Annotated in this window: 18 protein-coding genes and 1 pseudogene; 5 read left to right on the top strand and 14 right to left on the bottom strand. The window is 64.0% G+C overall.

The annotated features are described in order from the left end of the window. Positions 1-125: 125 nt before the first annotated feature. The 6 genes from ACVOMF_RS08230 to ACVOMF_RS08205 all read right to left on the bottom strand — a co-directional run bounded on the left by ACVOMF_RS08230 (position 126) and on the right by ACVOMF_RS08205 (position 7,402). Complete coding sequence (locus ACVOMF_RS08230) at positions 126-2,627, bottom strand: DNA topoisomerase I (protein ID WP_481508844.1); 2,502 nt, start codon at positions 2,625-2,627, stop codon at positions 126-128. Between the two features lie 188 nt (positions 2,628-2,815). Continuing rightward, the gene (locus tag ACVOMF_RS08225; RefSeq protein ID WP_481508843.1) at positions 2,816-3,739 is read right to left on the bottom strand and encodes an RDD family protein; all 924 of its coding nucleotides are present in this window, start codon (positions 3,737-3,739) and stop codon (positions 2,816-2,818) included. A gap of 33 nt (positions 3,740-3,772) precedes the next feature. Beyond that, positions 3,773-4,507 (bottom strand): pilin, encoded by a 735-nt coding sequence (locus ACVOMF_RS08220; RefSeq protein ID WP_481508842.1) that lies wholly within the window; start codon positions 4,505-4,507, stop codon positions 3,773-3,775. 21 nt (positions 4,508-4,528) lie between these two features. After that, positions 4,529-5,002 (bottom strand): DUF494 family protein, encoded by a 474-nt coding sequence (locus ACVOMF_RS08215; RefSeq protein WP_481508841.1) that lies wholly within the window; start codon positions 5,000-5,002, stop codon positions 4,529-4,531. Between the two features lie 45 nt (positions 5,003-5,047). Beyond that, positions 5,048-6,199, bottom strand: a complete 1,152-nt coding sequence (dprA, locus tag ACVOMF_RS08210) for a DNA-processing protein DprA (RefSeq protein WP_481508840.1) — start codon at positions 6,197-6,199, stop codon at positions 5,048-5,050. Positions 6,200-6,277: 78 nt separating this feature from the next. Further along, a complete protein-coding gene (locus tag ACVOMF_RS08205) occupies positions 6,278-7,402 on the bottom strand; it encodes a LysM peptidoglycan-binding domain-containing protein (protein WP_481508839.1) in 1,125 nt (374 codons plus the stop codon). Positions 7,403-7,530: 128 nt separating this feature from the next. On the opposite strand from ACVOMF_RS08205, the gene def reads away from it, so the two are divergent. The 4 genes from def (at position 7,531) to ACVOMF_RS08185 (ending at position 11,477) form a co-directional block, all read left to right on the top strand. Continuing rightward, positions 7,531-8,046, top strand: a complete 516-nt coding sequence (gene def, locus ACVOMF_RS08200; protein ID WP_481508838.1) for a peptide deformylase — start codon at positions 7,531-7,533, stop codon at positions 8,044-8,046. 189 nt (positions 8,047-8,235) lie between these two features. After that, positions 8,236-9,159 carry a methionyl-tRNA formyltransferase gene (gene fmt, locus ACVOMF_RS08195; protein ID WP_481508837.1) on the top strand — a complete coding sequence of 308 codons (924 nt, stop codon included), beginning with the start codon at positions 8,236-8,238 and terminating at the stop codon, positions 9,157-9,159. A gap of 4 nt (positions 9,160-9,163) precedes the next feature. Continuing rightward, positions 9,164-10,501 carry a 16S rRNA (cytosine(967)-C(5))-methyltransferase RsmB gene (gene rsmB, locus ACVOMF_RS08190; protein WP_481508836.1) on the top strand — a complete coding sequence of 446 codons (1,338 nt, stop codon included), beginning with the start codon at positions 9,164-9,166 and terminating at the stop codon, positions 10,499-10,501. 208 nt (positions 10,502-10,709) lie between these two features. After that, complete coding sequence (locus ACVOMF_RS08185) at positions 10,710-11,477, top strand: glycosyltransferase family 25 protein (RefSeq protein WP_481508835.1); 768 nt, start codon at positions 10,710-10,712, stop codon at positions 11,475-11,477. Between the two features lie 22 nt (positions 11,478-11,499). Here the strand turns inward: ACVOMF_RS08185 and ACVOMF_RS08180 are convergent, their stop codons facing one another. From ACVOMF_RS08180 to ACVOMF_RS08160, 5 genes are all read right to left on the bottom strand, one after another. Further along, the gene (locus ACVOMF_RS08180) at positions 11,500-12,417 is read right to left on the bottom strand and encodes a glycosyltransferase family 2 protein (RefSeq protein WP_481508834.1); all 918 of its coding nucleotides are present in this window, start codon (positions 12,415-12,417) and stop codon (positions 11,500-11,502) included. Beyond that, entirely contained in the window at positions 12,414-13,361 is a 948-nt protein-coding gene (locus ACVOMF_RS08175) for a UDP-glucuronic acid decarboxylase family protein (protein ID WP_481508833.1), read from the bottom strand. The genes ACVOMF_RS08180 and ACVOMF_RS08175 overlap by 4 nt, the downstream gene beginning before the upstream one ends. Before the next feature lie 114 nt (positions 13,362-13,475). Then, positions 13,476-14,390 carry a glycosyltransferase family 2 protein gene (locus ACVOMF_RS08170; RefSeq protein ID WP_481508832.1) on the bottom strand — a complete coding sequence of 305 codons (915 nt, stop codon included), beginning with the start codon at positions 14,388-14,390 and terminating at the stop codon, positions 13,476-13,478. Continuing rightward, on the bottom strand, positions 14,387-15,592 hold the full coding sequence (locus ACVOMF_RS08165) for an O-antigen ligase family protein (RefSeq protein ID WP_481508831.1): 1,206 nt from the start codon (positions 15,590-15,592) through the stop codon (positions 14,387-14,389). Before ACVOMF_RS08165 ends, ACVOMF_RS08170 begins: the two co-directional genes overlap by 4 nt. A 279-nt stretch (positions 15,593-15,871) precedes the next feature. After that, a complete protein-coding gene (locus ACVOMF_RS08160) occupies positions 15,872-16,708 on the bottom strand; it encodes a glycosyltransferase family 2 protein (protein WP_481508830.1) in 837 nt (278 codons plus the stop codon). 102 nt (positions 16,709-16,810) lie between these two features. Here ACVOMF_RS08160 and ACVOMF_RS08155 point away from each other — a divergent pair, with 102 nt between their 5' ends. Beyond that, complete coding sequence (locus tag ACVOMF_RS08155) at positions 16,811-17,842, top strand: CDP-glycerol glycerophosphotransferase family protein (RefSeq protein WP_282268078.1); 1,032 nt, start codon at positions 16,811-16,813, stop codon at positions 17,840-17,842. A gap of 44 nt (positions 17,843-17,886) precedes the next feature. Here ACVOMF_RS08155 and ACVOMF_RS08150 read toward each other — a convergent pair whose 3' ends face one another. The 3 genes and pseudogenes from ACVOMF_RS08150 to ACVOMF_RS08140 form a co-directional block, all read right to left on the bottom strand. Next, positions 17,887-19,401, bottom strand: coding sequence for a PH domain-containing protein (locus ACVOMF_RS08150; RefSeq protein WP_481508829.1), 1,515 nt, complete (start codon positions 19,399-19,401; stop codon positions 17,887-17,889). After that, positions 19,398-19,904 (bottom strand): PH domain-containing protein, encoded by a 507-nt coding sequence (locus tag ACVOMF_RS08145; RefSeq protein ID WP_481508828.1) that lies wholly within the window; start codon positions 19,902-19,904, stop codon positions 19,398-19,400. The genes ACVOMF_RS08150 and ACVOMF_RS08145 overlap by 4 nt, the downstream gene beginning before the upstream one ends. A 100-nt stretch (positions 19,905-20,004) precedes the next feature. Continuing rightward, positions 20,005-20,356: pseudogene (locus tag ACVOMF_RS08140) on the bottom strand (transposase); the annotation flags it as partial.

The following is a 20,356-nucleotide window of genomic DNA, read 5'->3' as shown; positions in this document are numbered from 1 at the left end:
CCGCTTGTTGGCGGGGGAGGGGATGAAAGCCGGGGTAGTGCTGTTTCCTGATTCCGGGTGGTAAAGCCGACCCTCTTCCGCCCTTCGGGCACCTTCTCCCTGAGGGAGAAGGGAAAAGCCGTTGGTCAGAACGGCGGTGCGTCGTCGGTGGCCGACTTCTTCACAGCCTTCTTGGCGACGGTCTTCTTGGTGGCCTTCTTCGCTGCGGTCTTCTTGGTCGCGGCTTTCTTGGTTGCCGCCTTCTTGGCCGGGGCCTTCTTGGCGGCGGCCTTCTTCGGCGCGGCTTCCTTCTTGACCGTGGTCTTCTTGGCCGCCTTCTTGCCGAAGCCCTTGCGCACGGGCTTGCCGGTTTCGGCCATTAGCTGCTCGACTTCGGCCAGGGTCAGCGAGGCCGGCTCGCGGTCCTTGGGGATCTTGCCGTTCATCTTGCCGTCGCTGATATACGGGCCGAAGCGACCGTTCAACACCTGGATGTCCGAACCCTCGAACTCCTTGATGATGCGGTTGCGTGCGATCTCTTCCTTCTCTTCGATCAGGAACACGGCGCGGGCCAGGTCGATCTTGTAGGGGTCGTCTTCCTTGGTCAGCGAGGCATAGGTGCTGCCGCGCTTGGCGAAAGGTCCGAAGCGGCCGATGCCGACGGTGACTTCCTCGCCATTGGCGTCGGCGCCGAGCTTGCGCGGCATGTCGAACAGCTTCAGTGCTTCTTCCAGCGAGATCGAGTAGATGCTCTGGCCTGGTTGCAGCGAGGCGAACTTGGGCTTCTCTTCGTCTTCGACGGTGCCGATCTGCACCATCGGGCCGAAACGGCCGATACGGGCGGTGACGTCCTTGCCGCTGACCGGGTCCGGGCCCAGCACGCGCGCGCTGCCGGCGTCGGTGCGGTCCAGTGATTCGCTCTTGTCGGTGACCAGTTCCTTGAACGGGCCCCAGAAGCGCTCCATCAGCGGCACCCACTCTTCCTCGCCACGCGACACTGCATCCAGCTCGTCTTCGAGCTTGGCGGTGAAGTCGTAATCGACGTACTGGGTGAAGTGGCTGGACAGGAACTTGCTGACCGCGCGGCCGACGTCGGTCGGCTTGAAGCTGCGGCCTTCCATCTCGGTGTACTTGCGGAACAGCAGGGTCTGGATGATCGAGGCGTAGGTGGACGGACGGCCGATGCCGTATTCCTCAAGCGCCTTGACCAGTGCCGCTTCGGTGTAGCGCGGCGGCGGCTGGGTGAAGTGCTGGTCGGCGACGATGCGGTCCAGTGGCACGCGGTCGCCGGGCTTCATCAGCGGCAGCTTGCGGCCTTCGTCCTCGTCCTCGGCGCTCTTGCTGTCCTTGCCTTCCTCGTACACGGCGAGGAAGCCGGGCACCACCACGGTGGTACCGCTGGCGCGGAACACGTGCTCGCTGCCGGCCGACAGGTCGACGCTGACGGTGTTCAAGGTGGCCGGGATCATCTGGCAGGCGACGGCGCGCTTCCAGATCAACTCATACAGCTTGCGCTCGTCATCGGTGAGGTACTTGCCCACCTGCGCCGGGGTGCGCAGCGCGGAGGTCGGGCGCACGGCTTCGTGGGCTTCCTGCGCGTTCTTGGATTTGGTGGTGTAGGTGTTGGGCTTGTCCGGCAGCGAACTGATGCCGTAATCGCGGGCGATCACGTCGCGGATCTCGGCCAGGGCATCCTGCGACAGGCTCACCGAGTCGGTACGCATATACGAGATCAGGCCGACGGTGCCTTCGTCGCCGATGTTCACACCTTCATAGAGCTTCTGCGCCACCTGCATGGTCTTGCGGGTGGTGAAGCCGAGCTTGCGCGAGGCTTCCTGCTGCAGCGTGGAGGTGGTGAAGGGCGCGGCCGGGCGGCGCTTGCGCTCCTTGCTGGCGACGTCGGTGACGTGCAACGCACCCTGCGCGGCCTGCTGGATACGCAGGCGCGCGGCCTCGGCGGTATCGCCATCGGTGATGGTGAACTGCTCGAACTTCTGCCCGTCCAGCTTGATCAGGCGCGCGTTGAAGTGCTGCGAGGGATGCGCGCAGGCGGCTTCGATGCTCCAGTGCTCGCGCGAGATGAAGGCTTCGATCTCTTCCTCGCGCTCAACGATCATGCGCAGTGCCGGACTCTGCACGCGGCCGGCGGACAGGCCGCGCTGCACCTTGCGCCACAACACCGGCGACAGGTTGAAGCCGACCAGGTAGTCCAGCGCGCGGCGTGCCTGCTGGGCATCGACCAGGTCCGAGGCGATCTCACGCGGCTGGGCAATCGCCTCCTTGATCGCGCGCGGGGTGATTTCAGTGAACACCACACGCTGCATCGGCTTGCCGTCGGACAGGCCGCGCTGCTTCAGGATCTCGGCGATATGCCAGCTGATTGCTTCACCCTCGCGATCCGGGTCGGTCGCCAGCAGGATGTCATCGGCGCCCTTTGCGGCTTTGGCGATGGCTTCGACGTGCTTTTCGTTCTTTTCGATCAGGTCGTAACGCATGGCGAACCCGTTCTCGGGATCAACCGCGCCTTCCTTGGGAACCAGATCACGCACATGCCCATACGAGGCCAGGACCGTGTAGTCCTTGCCGAGGTATTTATTGATCGTCTTGGCCTTGGCCGGTGATTCGACGATGAGCAGGTGCTTGGGCATGTCAGTACATTCTTGGGGCGGAACGCCCTTGTGGGGGCGCTAGGGTGGCTTAAACCGGGACGATAGTGAAGCCGATGTTTGGGTTGTGCATAAGCCGACGCCCGGGTTGCGGCCCGGGCGTTCAGCTTTGTTCCTTATTAGAGGAATCATGCCAGAGGGGGCTGTGTCAAGCAGCCCCCGGCAATTTGTCAGTTGAAGCCTGCTGCGGCAACACCGAGAAGCACGAACAGCCCGATCAGGCAAAGGATGCCCAGGCCGGCCAGCGACAGGATCACGATGGTGACCGTGCCCAGGCCCTGCTGCTGCCACTCCGGGTGATCGGTGAAGGCGTATTTGTCCACCACCAGGGTGTCGCAGATGATGTCGTGCAGGGCTTGCTTGCGCTCAGTGAAGGCGGCCATCACAAAGCCGATGCACAGGGTGATGCTGCTCAGGATATAGGCGAAGAAGCGGCCCACCGCGCGGCCCAGGGTCAGGCGCTCGCCGTTGCTGCGTACCACCTTGATGCCCACTGCCATCTTGCCCAACGTGGCTTGGTACTTGGACGAGTGCATCCATGCCGGATACATCAGGTTGCCGGCGAAGATGATCAGGTAGCCGATACCCAGGGTCAGGAACATGCCGATCGAGCCAGCGGCGGAGTCCGTGCTGCCCGATACGCCGCCTACAATCGCGCCGAGGATGCTCAGCGGGATCAGCACGATGTAGGTGAACACGGTCATGATCACGTAGTCGATGAAGTACGCGGCTACGCGCTTCCAGAATCCAGCCTGCACCACCAGCCCACCCTGCACGGCAGCGGGGTCGACATCCTGCGGACGGCTGGCCGGCGCGGCGTACGGTGAGTTGGCTTCGGCGGCGGTGCGTGCGGCGACGGCTTCGCCACTTTCGATGGCAGCGTAATCCTGGCGCAGGTCGATGCCGGTGCTGGCCTGGCTGATCAACTGCAGTTCGTCGGCGATGGCCGAGAGCGGCTGCCACTGCTGCATGCCTTCACGCCAGACCAAGGTGCCCAGGTCGATCTCGCCTGCGCGGAATTTTTCGCGGAGGGCGTCCGCTTCAATCGGACCATGCCGCTCGCGCTGGGCATCAGCGTAGTACCACTGGCTCATCGTTTTCCCCGTAAAAGTTCTGGCCGCTACCAATCAGCCGCGACAGCTGATTGGCAGGTATTTGTCCTCGACATCGGAACTGCATTCCCAAGTGTCGGCCTGCATATCGTAGTCGAGCCAGAGGCTTTTGCCGTCAAGTTGCGTGTGCTTCGGGACATGCAGGCGTGCTTCCAGCCCGCAATGCCCGTTCTCGAAGCGGCCGATATTGATTTCGGCGACATCGCCATCGGCGTAGCTGTCCGGGCTGCCAAAGCCTTCGTCATCATTGACCGGGCAGCGTTCATTGGTGGCGACAAACTCGGTCACCTGCTGCTTCAGGGCAGTCATTTGCCCATTTGCCATGGTGACCTTGGAGCGCAGCACATAATCCTGATAAGCGGGCAGGGCGATGGCCGCCAGGATGCCGACGATGGCAATCAGGATCACCCCGACCACGGCGGCGATGATGCCGGCGATCGCGCAGCCGGACAGGCCCTGCCGGGGAGCCGCGGCAGGGGGCGTGTGGATGGTTTGCGGCCCGGGAGGCAGTGACGGCGGGCCGATTGGCGCCTTCGTCGAGGCTGCCTGCGCCATGTCCAGGCCGAGCTCGCTGGCAAACTCGCGCAGCGGCCGCCAATCGCCGGCACCTTCGCGCCAGACCAGGGTGTCCTCGTCGATGCGGCGGGACTGGAACAACTCGACGATGTTGTCATCGGTGATTGGGCCGCGACGTTCGCGGTTGCCCTCGGCGTAGAACCATTGGCTCACGTGGGTATTGTCCTTATGCATCCATGCACGCCGGTGTTGGGCTTAGTGCAGTGGTTCGGGTTCGTCGACGAACATCTGGGTTTCCATCCACGCATAGGCGGCTTCTGCGCCGGGCTGGTTGAACAGCACCATCAGTACCACCCACTTCAGGTCGTCCAGATCCAGTTCGTCCTGGTCCAGGGCCATGGCGCGGTCTAGCACCAGCTCGCGCTGGTCGGCATCGAGCACGCGCTGTTGTTCCAGGAACAGCAAGAAGCCGCGGCCTTCCACGTCCAGCTTGTCGAGCTCGGGCCCGTGGAATACGCGTACCGGCCCGTCAACGCGTGGCTGCGCCACGGCTGGGCGTTGTTCGGCCAAGGCATCGAGCCAATCGAAGGCCTTGTTGATTTCGGCGGGACTGAAACCGGCCTGGATCAGGCCGTTCTGTAGCGAGTCGCGGTCTCGGATGAGATCAGCGTCTTCGCTGAAATAGTGTTCAAACAGGTACAGCAGGACGTCCAGGATGCTCTCTTTCATTGCCCCTCGGCCTGCGCCATTGGCGCTGTGGAGGTGAAGAAACCTTCAGGTGCGGGTGTAGCGGCCGTGCGCCGACGACACCCTGCCTTCCAATTCCATGAGCAGCAGCATGGAGGACAGGCTGGCGGCCGTCAATCCAGTGCGCTCGATCAGTAAATCCATACCGGTTGGGTCATAACCCAAGGCATCCCACAATCGCTGGTAGTCTGGGTCCGGTGGCGTGACGGCCGGGTGCTGGCCGGACGGTATACGGGAGATGGGGGTCTGAAGCCGGGTTTGCAAGGCACAGGCCAGTTCGCCGGCCAGATTGGCCACGCCTTCAAGAATGTCGGCGCTGTGTGTCACCAATGTTGCACCTTCGCGTATCAGCCGGTGGCAGCCGCGGGCCATCGGATTGTGGATGGAGCCGGGTACGGCAAATATCTCGCGGCCCGCCTCGCTGGCCAGGCGCGCGGTGATCAATGCGCCGGAGCGCTCGGCAGCCTCGATGACCACGGTGCCCAGAGCCAGTGCCGCCAACAGGCGGTTGCGGGCCGGGAACTGGCCGCTGCGCGGCGCTGTACCGGGCGGATACTCACTGACCACCGCGCCTTCGGCGGCGATCTGTGTCTGCAGCTGGCGATGGTGGCGCGGGTAGGCCAGATCCGGCCCCGTCCCGATCACTGCATACGTGCTGCCGCTGCAGGCCAGCGCAGCCCGGTGAGCGGTCGCATCGATGCCGGCGGCCAGGCCGCTGGCGATGGTCAAGCCGTGGCTGGCCAATGTGGTGGCGAAGTCGCGGGCGATCTCGCGCCCGCCGGCACTGGGTATGCGGCTGCCAACGATGGCGATCGCTGGTTGCCAGAGCCGGGTTGGGTCGCCGGCAATGAACAATGCCAATGGTGGGTTCGGGCTGTCGCGCAGTAGCGTTGGGTAGTCCGCATCACCCCAGCCAACAAGATGATGGCTATCGAACTCCAGCCAGGCAGTGGCGCGCGCCCAGGCAGCCGCATCGGGCTTTGCCAGTGCTTGGCGTTGTGCTGGCGTGCAGCCTGCCGCTTGCCAGCCTGTGGGACCGGCGGCCAAGGCGTTCGCGCTGCTGCCGTGTTGATCGAGCAGGCGACGCAGTGTCTGCAGGGGGCCGCCGGCCAGCGTCAGGGTCAGCAAGGCCGGGCAGCAGGGTGGTATGGGCGTATTGGCAAGGGATGATCGAGGCATGGCCCAGCCTGCCGTCGCAAACAACAACGGCGCCCTCAGGCGCCGTTGTTGTACATCGTAAGGCTAGACCGCAGGCGCTTACTGCGCGTCCGGGTGCTTCAGTTCATAGCCCACGCGGGTCGGCTTGGTGCCTTCCATGATCAAGGCATAGCTGACCTTGTCGAAGGTGCGGAACACCATCGCATGCGCTGCGTACTCGTCAGGTAGTGTGACCCGGCCGGCGCCGGTCTTCAGTGCGTCATCCATGCGCGACGAGCCCGGGTACTGCATGCGATGGGCGACATGGCTGCCGCTGCGCCAGATCGAGAACACCGTGCCGTTGTTGATGCCCTCACGTGCGCCGCCGGAGATGGCGATCACATCGCGCGGGCCGCCACTGGTGAAGCTGTCGGCCACTGCAAGCACCCGCAGCTGGCCTGGCGCCGGGGCGTTGGCCGGGGCGTGCGGGATGAACTGCAGGTCGTACGGGTTCAGCTGTACCGGTAGCAGGCGATCACCTGCGCGCACTTCGCTGCCACTGGTTTCCAGTCGCAGGGTGGAGGCTTCGACGTTGCCGCTGGCTACCTGGGTAAGTGTGCCGATATTGACCTGGGCCAGTTCATAGCCGAGGAACTCGTTGCGGTCATTGGCCGCAACGAAGCTCTTCCACCGGTTGCCGCTGCCAGGAGTGGTATCGCCGCGGACGTCCAGGTCCTCGGTTGGCTTGGGCTGGGCAAAGCGTACGGTCGGGCGGACCACCATGTAGCGTTGGCCGGCCTGGGCAGCGTCCAGGCCACGGATATAGGCGTTCTGTCCGGCGCTGGCGCGCAGGCGGTTGTCTTCCAGGCCGACCACATAGGGCAGGTCCTCGAAGCTGTCGACAACGTTCAGGTTCTTAAGGAAGGGCTCAACGTCCGCCAGCGGCACGCCGGTGATCGGTGCTTCCTGGCGCGGACCGGCCTGGGCCGTCACCCGGTCCAGATAGGCCAGGCTCAGGACGTCACCCGGGTAGATCAGGTGCGGGTTCTTGACCTGTGGGTTGGCCTGCCAGATTTCCGGCCAAAGCCACGGCTTCTTCAGGAAACGTGCCGATATGTCCCACAAAGTATCGCCCTTGCGCACCACGTAGGTGTCAGGGTGCGTACCGTTCATTTCGACGGCCACGGCATAGGTCGTGACGGTCAGCATCGCCACGGCGGCGACCGTACGTAATTGTTTCAACATGGTTGCGATCTGCCTGATTCCCCAACAGGTTGTCGCACTATATTGCAGAAACGGGCGCGCCGGGCAAGCACAAGCGGTAGAATTGGGACATCTTGCCGAAATAAGCGGCATCCCAGATTGGTATTGCCATGGCCCTCCTGCCTATTCTTGAGTTCCCAGACCCGCGCCTGCGCACCAAGGCGGCCCTTGTCGAGGCGGCCGAAGTGACCACGCCGGCCTTCCAGCAGTTGCTCGACGACATGCTGCAGACCATGTATGACGCTCCCGGTATCGGCTTGGCCGCCAGCCAGGTGGATGTGCACAAGCGTTTCATGGTCATCGACGTCAGCGAAGAGCACAACGAGCCGCAGGTGTTCATCAACCCGCAGATCGTCAGCGCCAGTGAAGGCGGCCGTGTCTACCAGGAAGGCTGTCTGTCGGTGCCGGGCATCTATGCTGATGTCACCCGCGCCGATTCCATCGTGGTGCGCTACCTTGATCGTGAGGGCAAGCAGCAGGAACTGGCTGCCGACGACCTGCTAGCCACCTGCATCCAGCACGAGATGGATCACCTGGACGGCAAACTGTTCATCGACTATCTGTCGCCGCTCAAGCGCGAGATGGTGCGCAAGAAGCTGGCCAAGTCGCGCAAGCACGTAGCTTGATTTGAGGTCGGGATCGGGGAGCCGGGATCGGGGATTGGCAGGCGCAGGCCGTGCCGTACCTCTCAGCTGTCCCGGCGCTCTGCTCTGGATCCCTGATCGGCACACTCTTTTTTTCGATTCGCGATCGGTGTCGGCCGCCGTTGGGCCGCTTTTGCCAATCCCGGATCCCGACTAGCGAATCCCCGCCCAATGAAAATCATCTTCGCCGGTACGCCGGAATTCGCCGTTGCTTCCCTGGGCGCCGCCGCGCGCCAGCATGAAGTGGTGGCGGTCTACACCCAGCCGGATCGCCCGGCCGGTCGCGGTCGGGGCATGATGCCTTCGCCGGTGAAGCTTGACGCGATCGCGCGAGGTATCCCGGTATTCCAGCCGGAAAGCCTGAAGACACCCGAAGCCCAGCAGCAGCTGCGCGAACTGCAGCCGGATCTGATGATCGTGGTGGCCTACGGCCTGATCCTGCCGAAGGCGGTGTTGGCCATCCCGACCCACGGCTGCTGGAACGTGCATGCTTCCTTGCTGCCGCGTTGGCGCGGCGCGGCGCCGATCCAGCGCGCGATCGAGGCTGGCGATGCCGAAACCGGCGTCTGCCTGATGCAGATGGAAGCGGGTCTGGATACCGGCCCGGTGCTGCTGAGCCAGCACACCCCGATCAGCGATACCGATACCGGCGGTCAGTTGCATGATCGTCTGGCACAGATGGGTGCGCAGGTGCTGTCTGATGGCCTGGGCCTGTTGCGCGCAGGGCTGAAGCCGGTGCCGCAGCGTCAGCCGGAAGCCGGCGTCACCTATGCACACAAGCTGGACAAGGCCGAGGCCAAGCTCGATTGGGCTGAGTCGGCGGCCGCGCTGGCGCGCCGTGTGCGCGCCTTCAATCCGTGGCCGGTGGCCGAGGCCAGCCTGGCCGGCGAGCGCGTGCGCATCCACGGCGCGGTGGCTATTGATGACAATCATGGCAAGGCACCGGGCACGGTGATCGGTGCTGCCCGTGAAGGTATCGACATCGCCTGCGGACAGGGCGCGTTGCGCCTGCGCGTGGTGCAGCGCGAGGGCGGCAAGGCGATTACCGCTGCTGATTATCTGAACGCACGCCGCGATCTGCGGGTCGAGGGCTGAGCGGATGACGGCTGCTACTTCCTCGCCGTGGGGCAAGTCCGCGGCGGCACAGCCCGGCGTGCAGACCCGCGCGCTGGCGGCCAAGGTGTTGGCGGCGGTGATCGGCAAGGGCCGCTCGCTGAAAGCCGAACTCGGCGCGGCCCTGCCCAAGCTCGACGACAGCCGCGACCGCGCGCTGCTGGAAGCCATTTGTTTTGCCGCGCTGCGGCGCCGCGTGGTCTACGACCAGGCACTGCGGCATTGGCTGCAGAAGCCATTGGGCGCGCGTGACAGTGATCTGCGTGCGTTGCTGATGGCCGGTTTCGCACAGTTGGACGTGTTGCAGCTGCCAGCCCATGCGGCGCTGTCAGCGACCGTGGAGGCAGCGCGCGCGCTGGGCCGCGAGCGTCAGGCCGGCATGGTCAATGCATTGCTGCGCCGTGCCCAGCGCGAGGGCTTTGCCGAGGCGCGCGCTGAAGACGCCTGGCCGCAGTGGCTGCTGGCCCAGGTGCAGCACGACTGGCCGGAGCAGGCTGCGGAAATCATCGCGCAGAGTCTGCAGCCGGCGCCGATGTGGCTGCGGGTGAACCGTCAGCAGCATTCGCGCGAAGCGTATCTGGCGGTGTTGGCCGGAGCCGGTATCGATGCCGTCGCCGAGCCTTTGTCGGCCGACGCGGTGCGCTTGCCGGTTGCGGTGCCGGTGAGCGGCTTGCCTGGCTTTGCGCAGGGCGCGGTGTCGGTGCAGGACCTGTCAGCGCAACAAGTAGCCGATGCCCTGCAGGCACCACCCGGCGCTCGGGTGCTGGACGCTTGCGCCGCGCCGGGCGGCAAGTCCGCGCATCTGCTGGAGCGCGACCCGTCCCTGCAGTTGCTGGCACTGGACGTCGATGCACGACGTCTGCAGCGTATCCGTGAAACCTTTGCGCGCACGGGTGTTGGCGCACAAGCGCAGGTGTTGGCGGTCGATGCCACCGATACCGCCGCGTGGTGGGACGGCAAGCCGTTTGATGCGGTGTTGTTGGATGCGCCGTGCTCGGCCACCGGCATCATCCGTCGTCAGCCCGATGTGCTGCTGCACCGCCGTGCCGAAGACGTTGTTGCGTTGGCAGCTTTGCAGGCGCGCTTGCTGTATGCACTATGGACGGTGCTGCGCCCGGGTGGGGTGCTGCTGTACTCGACCTGCTCGATCCTGCGGCAGGAGAACGGTCAGCAGATAGCTGCCTTCCTCGCTCGCACGCCGGATGCACAGCTGCAACCGTTGCCGGAGGCCTTTGGCCATGATGATGCGGGCAATCGCCAACGCCTGCCGGGTGAGCAAGGGGGTGATGGCTTCTTCTATGCGCGGTTGGTGAAGGCTGCGTAGGCCTGAGCGGACGTTCTTCGTTCCTCGGATCAAACGTGCGGCTGCGGTGCCGAAGAAATCAAGCACCTGCCCCGCGTTGCTTGCGGGTGCCATCGCTAGGAGGCAGCTAATTGCTGATCAGGTACTATCATGACTCGTTGTTGTGTCCAGGATGGCTTCCGGAAAATGGGGAGCCCGGGTGGATTCTTTTCCAGGATTGCGTCGCGCAATGACTCGACCGTCTGCTGATTTGCCCCTTTATGTGATCAACCTGCCTGCATCGGCGGATCGTCGTGCCTCGATCCAGCGGCAGGCAGAAGCTTTGGGCATCGAGGTGACGATGTGGGAGGCGGTCAATGGCAGCATTCCGCATCCCTTGTTCACCAAGGTTGATGAAAAGCGGCGCCTGGCCTGCAAGGGCCGCCCTTTCCGTCCCGGCGAAATCGGCTGCTGGGCCAGCCACTATCTGTTGTGGCAGCAGTGCGTGGACAGCGGCCGGCCGATGATCGTGTTTGAAGACGACATCACCATCGATCCGCGCTTCCTGGACGTATTGCGTGACCTGCCGTCATTGCCGGAGTCGGTGGGCTACTTCCGCCTGCATGCTGCGGACCGCCCCAGCTCGCCCTGGATAAAGTTCGGCGACTTCGTCCTGCACCGCTACTGGCGCAGCCCCTTGTGTGCGTTTGGCTATTACCTGACGCCAGAGGCGGCGGCGAAGTTCCTGCGCCACGCCGAGCACTGGGTGCTGCCGGTTGATGACTATATGGACCTGGCCTGGCTGCACGGGGTGGAATGCCTCGGCCTCAAGCCAGGGGTGGTGCGCAGTGGTGATCTGTTCGCCTCGGTGATCCAGGCCGGGCGAAGGGCCAAACCCAGCGTTGGGCCACTGGGTTGGCTGCAGCGTGAGGCTTACCGTGCTGGTTTGAGCATGCGCTGGTTTGCCTACAATCTGGCCTCGCGACTGCGCGGGCGTACACCCGCAAGCAACGGTTGATGCGCTGCGATGGCGCCGCCGTTCAACGGCGGCGTGACTGGCGTCCGGACAGGATGCTGATGGCTCTTTCGTAGCGCTTCCACCAGGGCGCCTCGCCGCGCAATGCGATGCTGGCGTAGCGATGCCGTTCTTTGCGGCTGGGCTTGGGTTTGGTGCGGTACTCCTGTTTGCCCAAGCTGCAGCAGCCATCGTCCAGGCCGCTACGCGCGGCGTATACACGAACAATGCCGTAATTGCGCAGCGCGTTGCGGTACAAGCTTGTCGGCTCACGGCGGGTTGCCCACCAGCCATTGTTGCCATGGGTGCGGTATTCCACGCAGCCGGTGGGCAGGTAGTACTTGCGTGCGCCGAGGATGCTGGCGCCGTGCACCACGCAGGCATCAGCGCATAGCTTCCACTGACGGCGGAAGCTGTGCGGCAGGTCGAGTACGTTCTCGGCCCAGGCCCGACGCAGACTCAGCGCCGAGGTGGGAGCGCCGTACCAAGGCACCAGGAAGTAGGTGCTTACCGCGGTATAGCCCAGATCGATGGGCTGCTGGCTGTCTTCGTAGCGGATGTCCAGGTTGTCGATGCCGAAGGTCTGCAGGTCGCTGAAGACGAAGTCGATATCGCGACGGGCGTCATACACCGCGCCGATCTTTTCCAGGTATTCCGGCTTCCAGCGGTCATCGGCGTCCAGGAAGCAGATCACATCGGCGTTGGCAGCGGCCACGCCGCGTTGAAATGCGGCCAGCTGGCCTTCGTTCTCGCCAAACAACAGTGTCACCCGGGCATCGTCACCATAGCGCTGGCGCAGCAGTTCTGGAGAGCCATCGGTTGAGCCGTCGTCCACCACCAGGATCTGTGCGGCCGCGCGGGTCTGGGCCAGCGCGCTATCGATCGTCTCGCAGACGAACTTGGCGTAATTGTAGTTGGTGATGACGACGGCGAAGGTGGTCACGCCTGATCCTCGGCCAACAACTTGCGGAAGTAGGCGATGGTTTCCTTCAGGCCATCTTCCAAGGCGACCTTTGGCTCCCAGCCCAGCTTTTCACGGGCCAGCGAGATGTCCGGCTGGCGCTGGCGCGGGTCATCCGAGGGTAGTGGCCGATACACCAGGCGCGAGCGCCCGCCGACCAGTCGCAGGACCATTTCGGCCAACTCCAGCATGGTGAACTCGCCGGGGTTGCCAATATTGATCGGCCCGGTGAAGCCGCGCTCGGTGTCCATTGTCCGCAGCATGGCTTCAATCAGATCATCCACGTAGCAGAAACTACGGGTCTGGCTGCCATCGCCGAAAATGGTGATGTCTTCGCCGCGCAAGGCCTGCACGATGAAGTTGCTCACCACGCGGCCATCGTTGGGATGCATGCGCGGGCCGTAGGTGTTGAAGATACGCACAACCTTGATATCCAGCGCGTGCTGGCGGTGGTAGTCGAAGAACAGCGTTTCGGCACAGCGCTTGCCTTCGTCATAGCAGCTGCGGATGCCGATCGGATTGACCCGGCCCCAATAGCCTTCCTGCTGCGGGTGCACTTCCGGGTCGCCATAGACCTCGCTGGTGGACGCCTGCAGGATGCGCGCGTTCACACGCTTGGCCAGGCCGAGCATGTTGATCGCGCCGTGCACCGAGGTCTTGGTGGTCTGTACCGGATCGTGCTGGTAATGCACGGGAGAGGCCGGGCAGGCCAGATTGAAGATGCGTTGCACTTCCACATACAGCGGGAAGGTGACGTCGTGCCGCATCAGCTCGAAATTGGGCAGGTTCAGCAGGTGCGCGATATTGCGCTTGCTGCCGGTGAAGTAGTTGTCCACGCACAGGACATCATGCCCCTGCTGGATCAGCCGGTCGCATAAATGGGAACCAAGAAACCCCGCACCACCTGTGACCAGGACGCGTTGCATGAAAAATTCTCGTAAGGAAGGGTAGGGCGGGCATGGGCGTTCGGTGCCCGGCTAGCGAAGCCATTCTGCCACGATCTGTGCCCTTAGTTGGGGTGTGCTGGTGTGGAAAAGGTGCTAGCCGTCGTTGGGCATTGCCGCGGGCTTGCCCCGACCGGGTACCAGGTCCAGTCCCAAGGTGGCGGAAAATGCAGCTGTTCCCCAGGCGGCCCACTTGATTACATCGCGCCGACGCAGCAGCAGGCTGTATACCACCACCGCCGGGAGCATGGCGGCCATCAGCTTGGCAAGATGCATGCGCCCTGCACCATTGCCCATATAGCGGCGTATGGCGATCTGGCGCGAGCGTGCATAGTGGAAGCGCTTGATGAAGTCGGTGCGCATGCTGGGAGCGGAGGATGCTCCGCCTTTGTGGAAGGCGCGCGCCGCTGGCTGCAGCAGGCATTGATGGCCGGCCTGGGCCATCCGCAGGCACAGGTCGTCGTCCTCGTAGTACAGGAAAAATGCTTCGTCAAAGCCGCCGATTTCGCGGAACGCACCGGTTCGCAGCAGCTGGCAGCAGCCATGGATCCATTCGGCGGCGGTGACCTTGTCCGGCACCGTGCAGGAGCTGTCCGCGCCGGGTCTGAAGAAGGCCTGGCGATGCGATATCTGTGGGACCGTTTCGCTGCGCCAGTTCTGCGGACCAATCACACCAGCTTGGGGGTGTTGCTGCATGCAGTCCAGCAGGCACTGCAGGTCATCGGGGGCGATGGAGCAATCGGGATTGAGCAGCAATGCGAACGGCGTCTGCACCGCCGCCATCGCCTGGTTGTTGGCCGCGCCATAACCTGCGTTGGTGCTACGGCTGATGGCGTGCGCATGCGGGATATGCCTGGCGATGCCTGCTGCGCTGTCGTCACTGCTGCCATTGTCGATGATGATGACATGAGGGAACGGGGCCAAGGTGTTGGCCATCGTCTCCATCAGAGTCGAACTGTTGTAGGTGACGCAGACAATGGTCACCTCATCAAACGACGTGCTGGGCTTCATGACGAGGATTCGCGCTCTCTAGCCAGGCCGTACCAGGGGAAGCTGCCCATTGGGATGCAGGCCATCAACAGGATGAAGACATGGCGATGGGTGAAGTTGCTCCAGAGCCCATTTGCCAGGCCGGCGGCGACATAGATGATGAGGATGCTGGTAAAGATACCCTTTTGCGGATCAGGCAGCTTGCTTGTGTGGGCTGCGAAAGCCAGCAGCAAGGCGGCGAAAAGCAGCAGGCCCACCATGCCCTCCTCAGCCAGGATCAGTAGTGCTTCCTGGTGTGGGTGGCCGGTGATGAACGGTTCCGAGCCCGGGATGCTGCGCATCCGCTCCAGGTAGATGGGTTCCCACTGATTCAGGCCATGCCCGAACACGGGGGCATCGGCGATGATCGGCAGGGTTTGTTGCCACAGCCACAGGCGGATGCCGCTGGACGTGGGTTCCTGGGTGACCAGGTAGCTGTCCACTTCCTCGGTGATCGAGCTCAGCATGCGTTCGCGGATGCTGGGTGTCGACCACAACGCGCCGATGGTGACGATGACCAGGCCGCTACTGACCATCAGCATGCGCCAGCCGCTGAAGCGGTGCGCAACCAGTCGGTAGATCCAATAGCCGAGCAACGGTAGCAAGACGATGTAGGTGGTGCGGCTCTGGATCAACAGCACCGCATTGCAGAGTACGACAGCAGCTGCGATCAGTGCGGCGATGCGCAGACCCCGCTCGTTGCTGTTGAAGGCCACAGCCACCAGCATCGACATCAGGATCAGGCTGGCCAGCCCCTGCTGTGTGTATTCCTTGAAGACGGTGTTGCGCATGGACGGCTGGATTTCTGCCACCGCCCGCTGTGGTACCAAGCCGAACTGCATCAGGTAGGAGATCAGCACCACCAGCCCGGCGGCGACAGCAAACGCTGCCAGCGCACGCCAGCGCCAGCGCGAGTCGCGCAGCAGGCTGGCAATGAGCAGCGGGTATAGGCAGCCCCACATCGAGGCTTCGCCAAACGCAGGGGCGTCTGATCCGATCCAGGCATGCAGTGCGCTGGCGAACAAAGCGCTGAACCAGACCAGGAAGCCGATGACCACTGGCTCACGTAGCGCGGCGCGCCAGCGTGCAACCAGGTCCGCGCCAGCCAGTGAACACAACAGGCTCAAGCCCAGCAGGATGTTGGTGGCGGGCTTGTTGAGGGGGGCAGCGAACAGCGTAAGCACCGCGCACCATTGGCCAACCGTCAGCAGCCTGCTGCGGAGTGCCTGTAACAGCGGGGGAGATTGGGCCGCAGACAACTGATTCACGTGATGGATCACACCGGTTGGGCGTGGATACGCCGCTGGGAAAGTGGCAGTGACAGCAGAACGGCCACCGTGCAACCAGTCTGATTTTCAGTCGGTACAACGATCAATTCTAGCGGTGCCAACCTGCATCTTCAACGAACCCAGTCACGTGTTCATGGTGGATGCTGCTGCACGTTCAGCAAGGTCGGCTATCGTTCAGTCAAGCGCTTTGTCGATGCCGGCGTTGGTTGATGTCGTGACCAATGGCTGCCCGTTCTGCAGCAGCCACAGCATGATGGTCTTCTGCCGAACGTAGTTTGCGCTGACGAAGGCTTCGATCAAGCCCGGCCAACCATCCAGGAAGCCGCGCTTGACCACGTAGCTGCGGATGAAGCGCCAGCTCGGGGCGATGATCAGCTTGCCCAGGCTGGCGTGCTTGCCCTTGGCGAACTCATGCTCGGCCATCATCCGCGCGTATTTCTGCTTCTTGTCCAGCAACTGCAGGAAACTGCGGTAGGGGTGGTGCAACAGGTCACCCTTGAGCAGGGCGGCGGGGCCATCCAGTGTGACGGCTTCGTGGATTTCGCGATCACCGCGCCAGCCGCCGTGACGGCGGTCGAACAGGCGCAGCACCCGGTCCGGATAGGCGGTGCCATGGCGCAGGAAACGGCCGAAGTACTCCGAGCAGCGCGCGAAACGGTAGCCAACCGCGCGGGGGAAGCCGGCGTCACGCTCGGCCTCGATGGCCGCGCGCAGTTCCGGGTTGACCCGCTCATCGGCGTCCAGGCACAGCACCCAGTCGTGGCTGGCCTGTTCCACGCAGAACGCCTTCTGGCTGCGAAAGCCGGTGAACGCACGTTGCACCACGCGGGCGCCAGCGGCTTCGGCCACGGCGACGGTGGCGTCGCTGGAGAAGGAGTCGACCACCACGATCTCGTCGCAGAACGCCAGCGAGGCCAGGCAGTCGCCGATGCGGTCGGCTTCGTTGAAGGCGATGATGCAGGCCGACAGGCGCGGACGCTGGGCGGGCAGGGTGGTGCTTGGGCTGGGCATGCGGGGTCTGGCACGGGGGAACGGGCCAAAGCCTAGCAGCGACGGCTTCCACTGGCGATGCGATAATTTCGGCATATCCGGGTTATTCAGGAGTTCCCCAGCGTGCCACGCCACTATCTGCTGTACGGGTCCGAGCGCTATGCGCTGGCCATCCTCCGCCCGCTGCAGGCGGCGATCCGCGCACGTGGTGATGAGGCGGCGTGGTTCTTCGATGGCCCCGGCGCCAGTGATCTGACCGCCGACGAGACCTTGTTGACGGTAGAGCAGGTGCGTGCGTGGAACCCCTGCGCGGTGATCACCTCGTCCAACGCGGTGCCGCACTTTTTCCCCGGGGTGAAGGTCGAGACCTTCCACGGCTTCGATGCCGGCAAGCCGCGCCACATCTATATCCGTGGCTTCTTCGACCTGTACTGCACCACCGGCCCGCGTGATACCGCCGCGTTCTCGGAGCTGGCACAAAAGACCGGACATTTTTCGGTGGTTGAGACCGGGTTCCCGAAGATCGACCCGTTCATGAGCCAGCTCAAGGACGAGCCCGATCCCGTGCGCGAGCCACCGGTGATCCTGTACCACTCCACTTTCTCGCCGTCCTGGAGCGCCGCCGGCATCCTGTACGACGAGATCAAGCGGCTGTCGCAGACCGGCGAATGGCGCTGGATCGTCACCTTCCATCCGAAGATGGACCCGGAGATCACTGCCAAGTACCGCGCGCTGGAAGGCCCGTACCTGCGTTTCGCAGACGACGACAACATCCTGGACCTGTTCCCGCAGGTGGACATGATGTGTTCGGACACGTCTTCGGCACTCAACGAGTTCCTGCTGACCTACAAGCCGGTGGTGACCTTCAAGAACCGCCGGCCCGGGCCGCAGCTGCTGGACATCGATGACCCTGCACAGTTCGAGGGTGCGATCCGTACCGCCTTGTCGCGGCCGCCGGAGCTGATGGCGGCGGTGCGCCAGTTTGCCGACCAGTTGCATCCCTACCGCGATGGCCAGTCCAGTGAGCGCATCCTGCAGGCGATCGATGACTTCATCGCCAAGGGCGGGCGCAATCGCAAGCCCAAGCCGCGCAACTGGTGGCGCAAGATCAAGCTGCGCAAGCGCATTGGTTATTGGGGCCCGGCGCGGGTTTGATTGCGCGAAGTGTTCACCTCTTCCCTTGCGGGAGAGGTGATGCCTCACCAGCGCAACTTGCGCCGCACCATCTCCTGCTCAAGCTGCGCCATCAGCGCACGCGCCTGCGCTTCCTCAAGAAAACGCAGCTGCAAAGCGGGCGAACCACCTGCACCTGCGGTATCCAGCGTCAGTGTCGCGGTGCCGAATCGCCGGTCCAGCGGTGAGCGATCCAGTCGCAGGGCCTGCAACTTGTCCAACTCGGCTACCCGCCACCAGCGGTTCCACCAGCCGCCACGAATGGCCACGCGCTGCGCGTCGATGTTGTAGCCGATGCGGCTTACCTGGCGATGCGCCTTCAACGCCGACCATGGCAGCCAGAGCAGCGGCAGCAGGCCCCATGCACTGCCGGTTTCGTATACCAGCAGTGCAGCCAGCAGGCTCATCAACAGCAGCGCCGGCAGGCACAAGCGCCACCAGCCGCGGGTGCTTACCGGCAGCCATTGGGTGGGCGGCCACTGCAGCTGCGGCAGCAGGTGCTGCAACAGGCCATCGCAGGCAGCAGGCGTTGCCAGTGGCGCCAGTTCCTTCAGCGCGCGCCCGTCCTGCTCCTGTTGCTGGCCGCCACTGGCGATATCCACCCGCAGCTGGCGGCGCTTGAACAGCCGGTGCAGCGCGCCTTCGCGCAGGGTCCAGGCCTGGATGCGACGGCGTGCCACGCTGCTGCGCACGCGGGTGAAAAGGCCGCGTTCGACGGTGAGGCGGCGGTCGGCCTCGCTCAGGCGGAAGCCGTAGTACTGCACGATAGCCAAGCCCACCGATAGAAGCCGCATCAGGACCAGCGCGAAGGCCAGCAGCAGGGTGCCGGTAGCAACCATGGTCAGCGTGCCCAGCTGCAACTGGCTGGCATAGCCGAAGGCGTGGCGGCCCTGTTCTTCGATGAAATCGGAGGTGGTCCGGCGCGGGAACAGTTGGTAGGCCGCACCGATTGCTGCCGCCACAACGACCATTGCGCGGTTGGAAATAAGCCCCTGCCGCACCAGTTCGGACAGCGGCAGGCTCAGCAATACACCATCGGTGGGAGTGTCAGCTTGATCGCCGGTTGGCGCTGCTTCGCTGCCGCCCTGGCGGATCAGCCGCTCCAGCTCCAGCGCTTGCGCCAGCTTGAGTACACGCATTTCCGCTTCGGGCTTGTCGCCGCCAGCCGATTCCAGGCGCAGCTCGGCCACGCCGAACATGCGGTGCAACAGGTTCTGGTGCACGACCACGTTGTGGATGCGTGCGAACGGGATCTCGCGACGGGTGCGCTCGAAGATGCCGCTGCGGATGCTCAGCGCATCGTTGCCGATGCGATAGCGGTAACTCAGGTATTGCAGCACCGCGCTGGCGACCAGCGCCACCACGATCGCGCCACTGATCCAGTGGTGGTAAGGCAGGTCGTCATCGCGGCGGCTGCCGAACACCAGCAAGGCAACCAGCGGTAGCAGGAACTGCTGCACCTGCTGCTGCAGGGCGAACAGCCACGACCACGGATGCAGCCGTTGTTCGTCGCTGGGCACGGGGGGCGGAAGTTCGCTCACAGCGCGTCGTCGTGATCGAGCTGCCGCGCCAGGCGATCACGCAGGCGTTCGGCATCGGCGTGCGCCAGTCCGGCCACGGCGACGGTGTTCATGCGGGTACCGGCGGTATGCACGATCAAGGTCGCCAGGCCGGCCATGCGTTCCAGCGGGCCGCGACGCAGGTCCAGGTGCTGCACGCGCGATACCGGTACGTGGCTTTCGCTCTGCCACATATGGCCACGGCGCACGCCCAGCGATTGTGCGTCCAGCCGCCAGAAGGTGAGCCGATGCCGGCGCCAGCCGAACCATGCGCCAAGCAGTGCGCCCACTGCGGCTGCAGCCAGGGGAATCAGCAACCAGCTCGATTGGTCGGTAGCCAACACCAGCAACACGCTGGCGGCGCCAAACAGCAGGGCCATGCTCAGTGCCGAACCGGTGGCGGCGAACAGCGCGCCGCGCGGTGGCAACGGTTGCCACTGGATGTCGTCCGGCAGCGGCGTATCGAAGGCAGAAGGTTCAGTCATGCGCAGACGATATAACGCCGGGACCGTACAGCGGTAGGTGCGATGCCGATGGCTGTTGTAGGAGTAAACTGTCTTGAGCGCCTTCGGCTATACCGGCTGCCCAAGGTGCGTTGTCACGCTTCATGGCATTGAGCCTGGTCAGGTATTTGCGCATACAGGCGGTGACAGCCAGCTTTTTGGGCTTACCTGCAGCCACTAGATGTTGGTAGCACGATGCCAGCGCCTGATCGCCTCGGATCGCCGACCAAGTGGCCATGTACAGCACCCGCCGGACATCAGCCCTTCCGCCAGCTATGCGGCGCTGGCCTCGCCAGCGTCCGCTGTCACGGTTGTACGGGGCTAGACCCACCAAGGCCGCGATCTGCCTGCGATCCAGCCGTCCCAGTTCGGGTAACCGCGCCGCCAAGGTGGCACGCAGGATTGGGCCCAGCCCCGGTGCCTTAGCCAGCGAT

Source organism: Stenotrophomonas sp. STEN022, from assembly GCF_056760155.1.
This window is presented reverse-complemented; position numbering and strand designations above follow the sequence as displayed.

What these genes read in the sequence shown, in the direction of transcription:
- ACVOMF_RS08145 (WP_481508828.1), bottom strand. Translation starts at nt 19,904, where the DNA reads ATGACTGAACCTTCTGCCTTCGATACGCCGCTGCCGGACGACATCCAG.
- def (WP_481508838.1), top strand. Translation starts at nt 7,531, where the DNA reads ATGGCCCTCCTGCCTATTCTTGAGTTCCCAGACCCGCGCCTGCGCACC.
- fmt (WP_481508837.1), top strand. Translation starts at nt 8,236, where the DNA reads ATGAAAATCATCTTCGCCGGTACGCCGGAATTCGCCGTTGCTTCCCTG.
- ACVOMF_RS08160 (WP_481508830.1), bottom strand. Translation starts at nt 16,708, where the DNA reads ATGCCCAGCCCAAGCACCACCCTGCCCGCCCAGCGTCCGCGCCTGTCG.
- ACVOMF_RS08185 (WP_481508835.1), top strand. Translation starts at nt 10,710, where the DNA reads ATGACTCGACCGTCTGCTGATTTGCCCCTTTATGTGATCAACCTGCCT.
- rsmB (WP_481508836.1), top strand. Translation starts at nt 9,164, where the DNA reads ATGACGGCTGCTACTTCCTCGCCGTGGGGCAAGTCCGCGGCGGCACAG.
- ACVOMF_RS08230 (WP_481508844.1), bottom strand. Translation starts at nt 2,627, where the DNA reads ATGCCCAAGCACCTGCTCATCGTCGAATCACCGGCCAAGGCCAAGACG.
- ACVOMF_RS08205 (WP_481508839.1), bottom strand. Translation starts at nt 7,402, where the DNA reads ATGTTGAAACAATTACGTACGGTCGCCGCCGTGGCGATGCTGACCGTC.
- ACVOMF_RS08225 (WP_481508843.1), bottom strand. Translation starts at nt 3,739, where the DNA reads ATGAGCCAGTGGTACTACGCTGATGCCCAGCGCGAGCGGCATGGTCCG.
- dprA (WP_481508840.1), bottom strand. Translation starts at nt 6,199, where the DNA reads ATGCCTCGATCATCCCTTGCCAATACGCCCATACCACCCTGCTGCCCG.
- ACVOMF_RS08215 (WP_481508841.1), bottom strand. Translation starts at nt 5,002, where the DNA reads ATGAAAGAGAGCATCCTGGACGTCCTGCTGTACCTGTTTGAACACTAT.
- ACVOMF_RS08220 (WP_481508842.1), bottom strand. Translation starts at nt 4,507, where the DNA reads ATGCATAAGGACAATACCCACGTGAGCCAATGGTTCTACGCCGAGGGC.
- ACVOMF_RS08175 (WP_481508833.1), bottom strand. Translation starts at nt 13,361, where the DNA reads ATGCAACGCGTCCTGGTCACAGGTGGTGCGGGGTTTCTTGGTTCCCAT.
- ACVOMF_RS08170 (WP_481508832.1), bottom strand. Translation starts at nt 14,390, where the DNA reads ATGAAGCCCAGCACGTCGTTTGATGAGGTGACCATTGTCTGCGTCACC.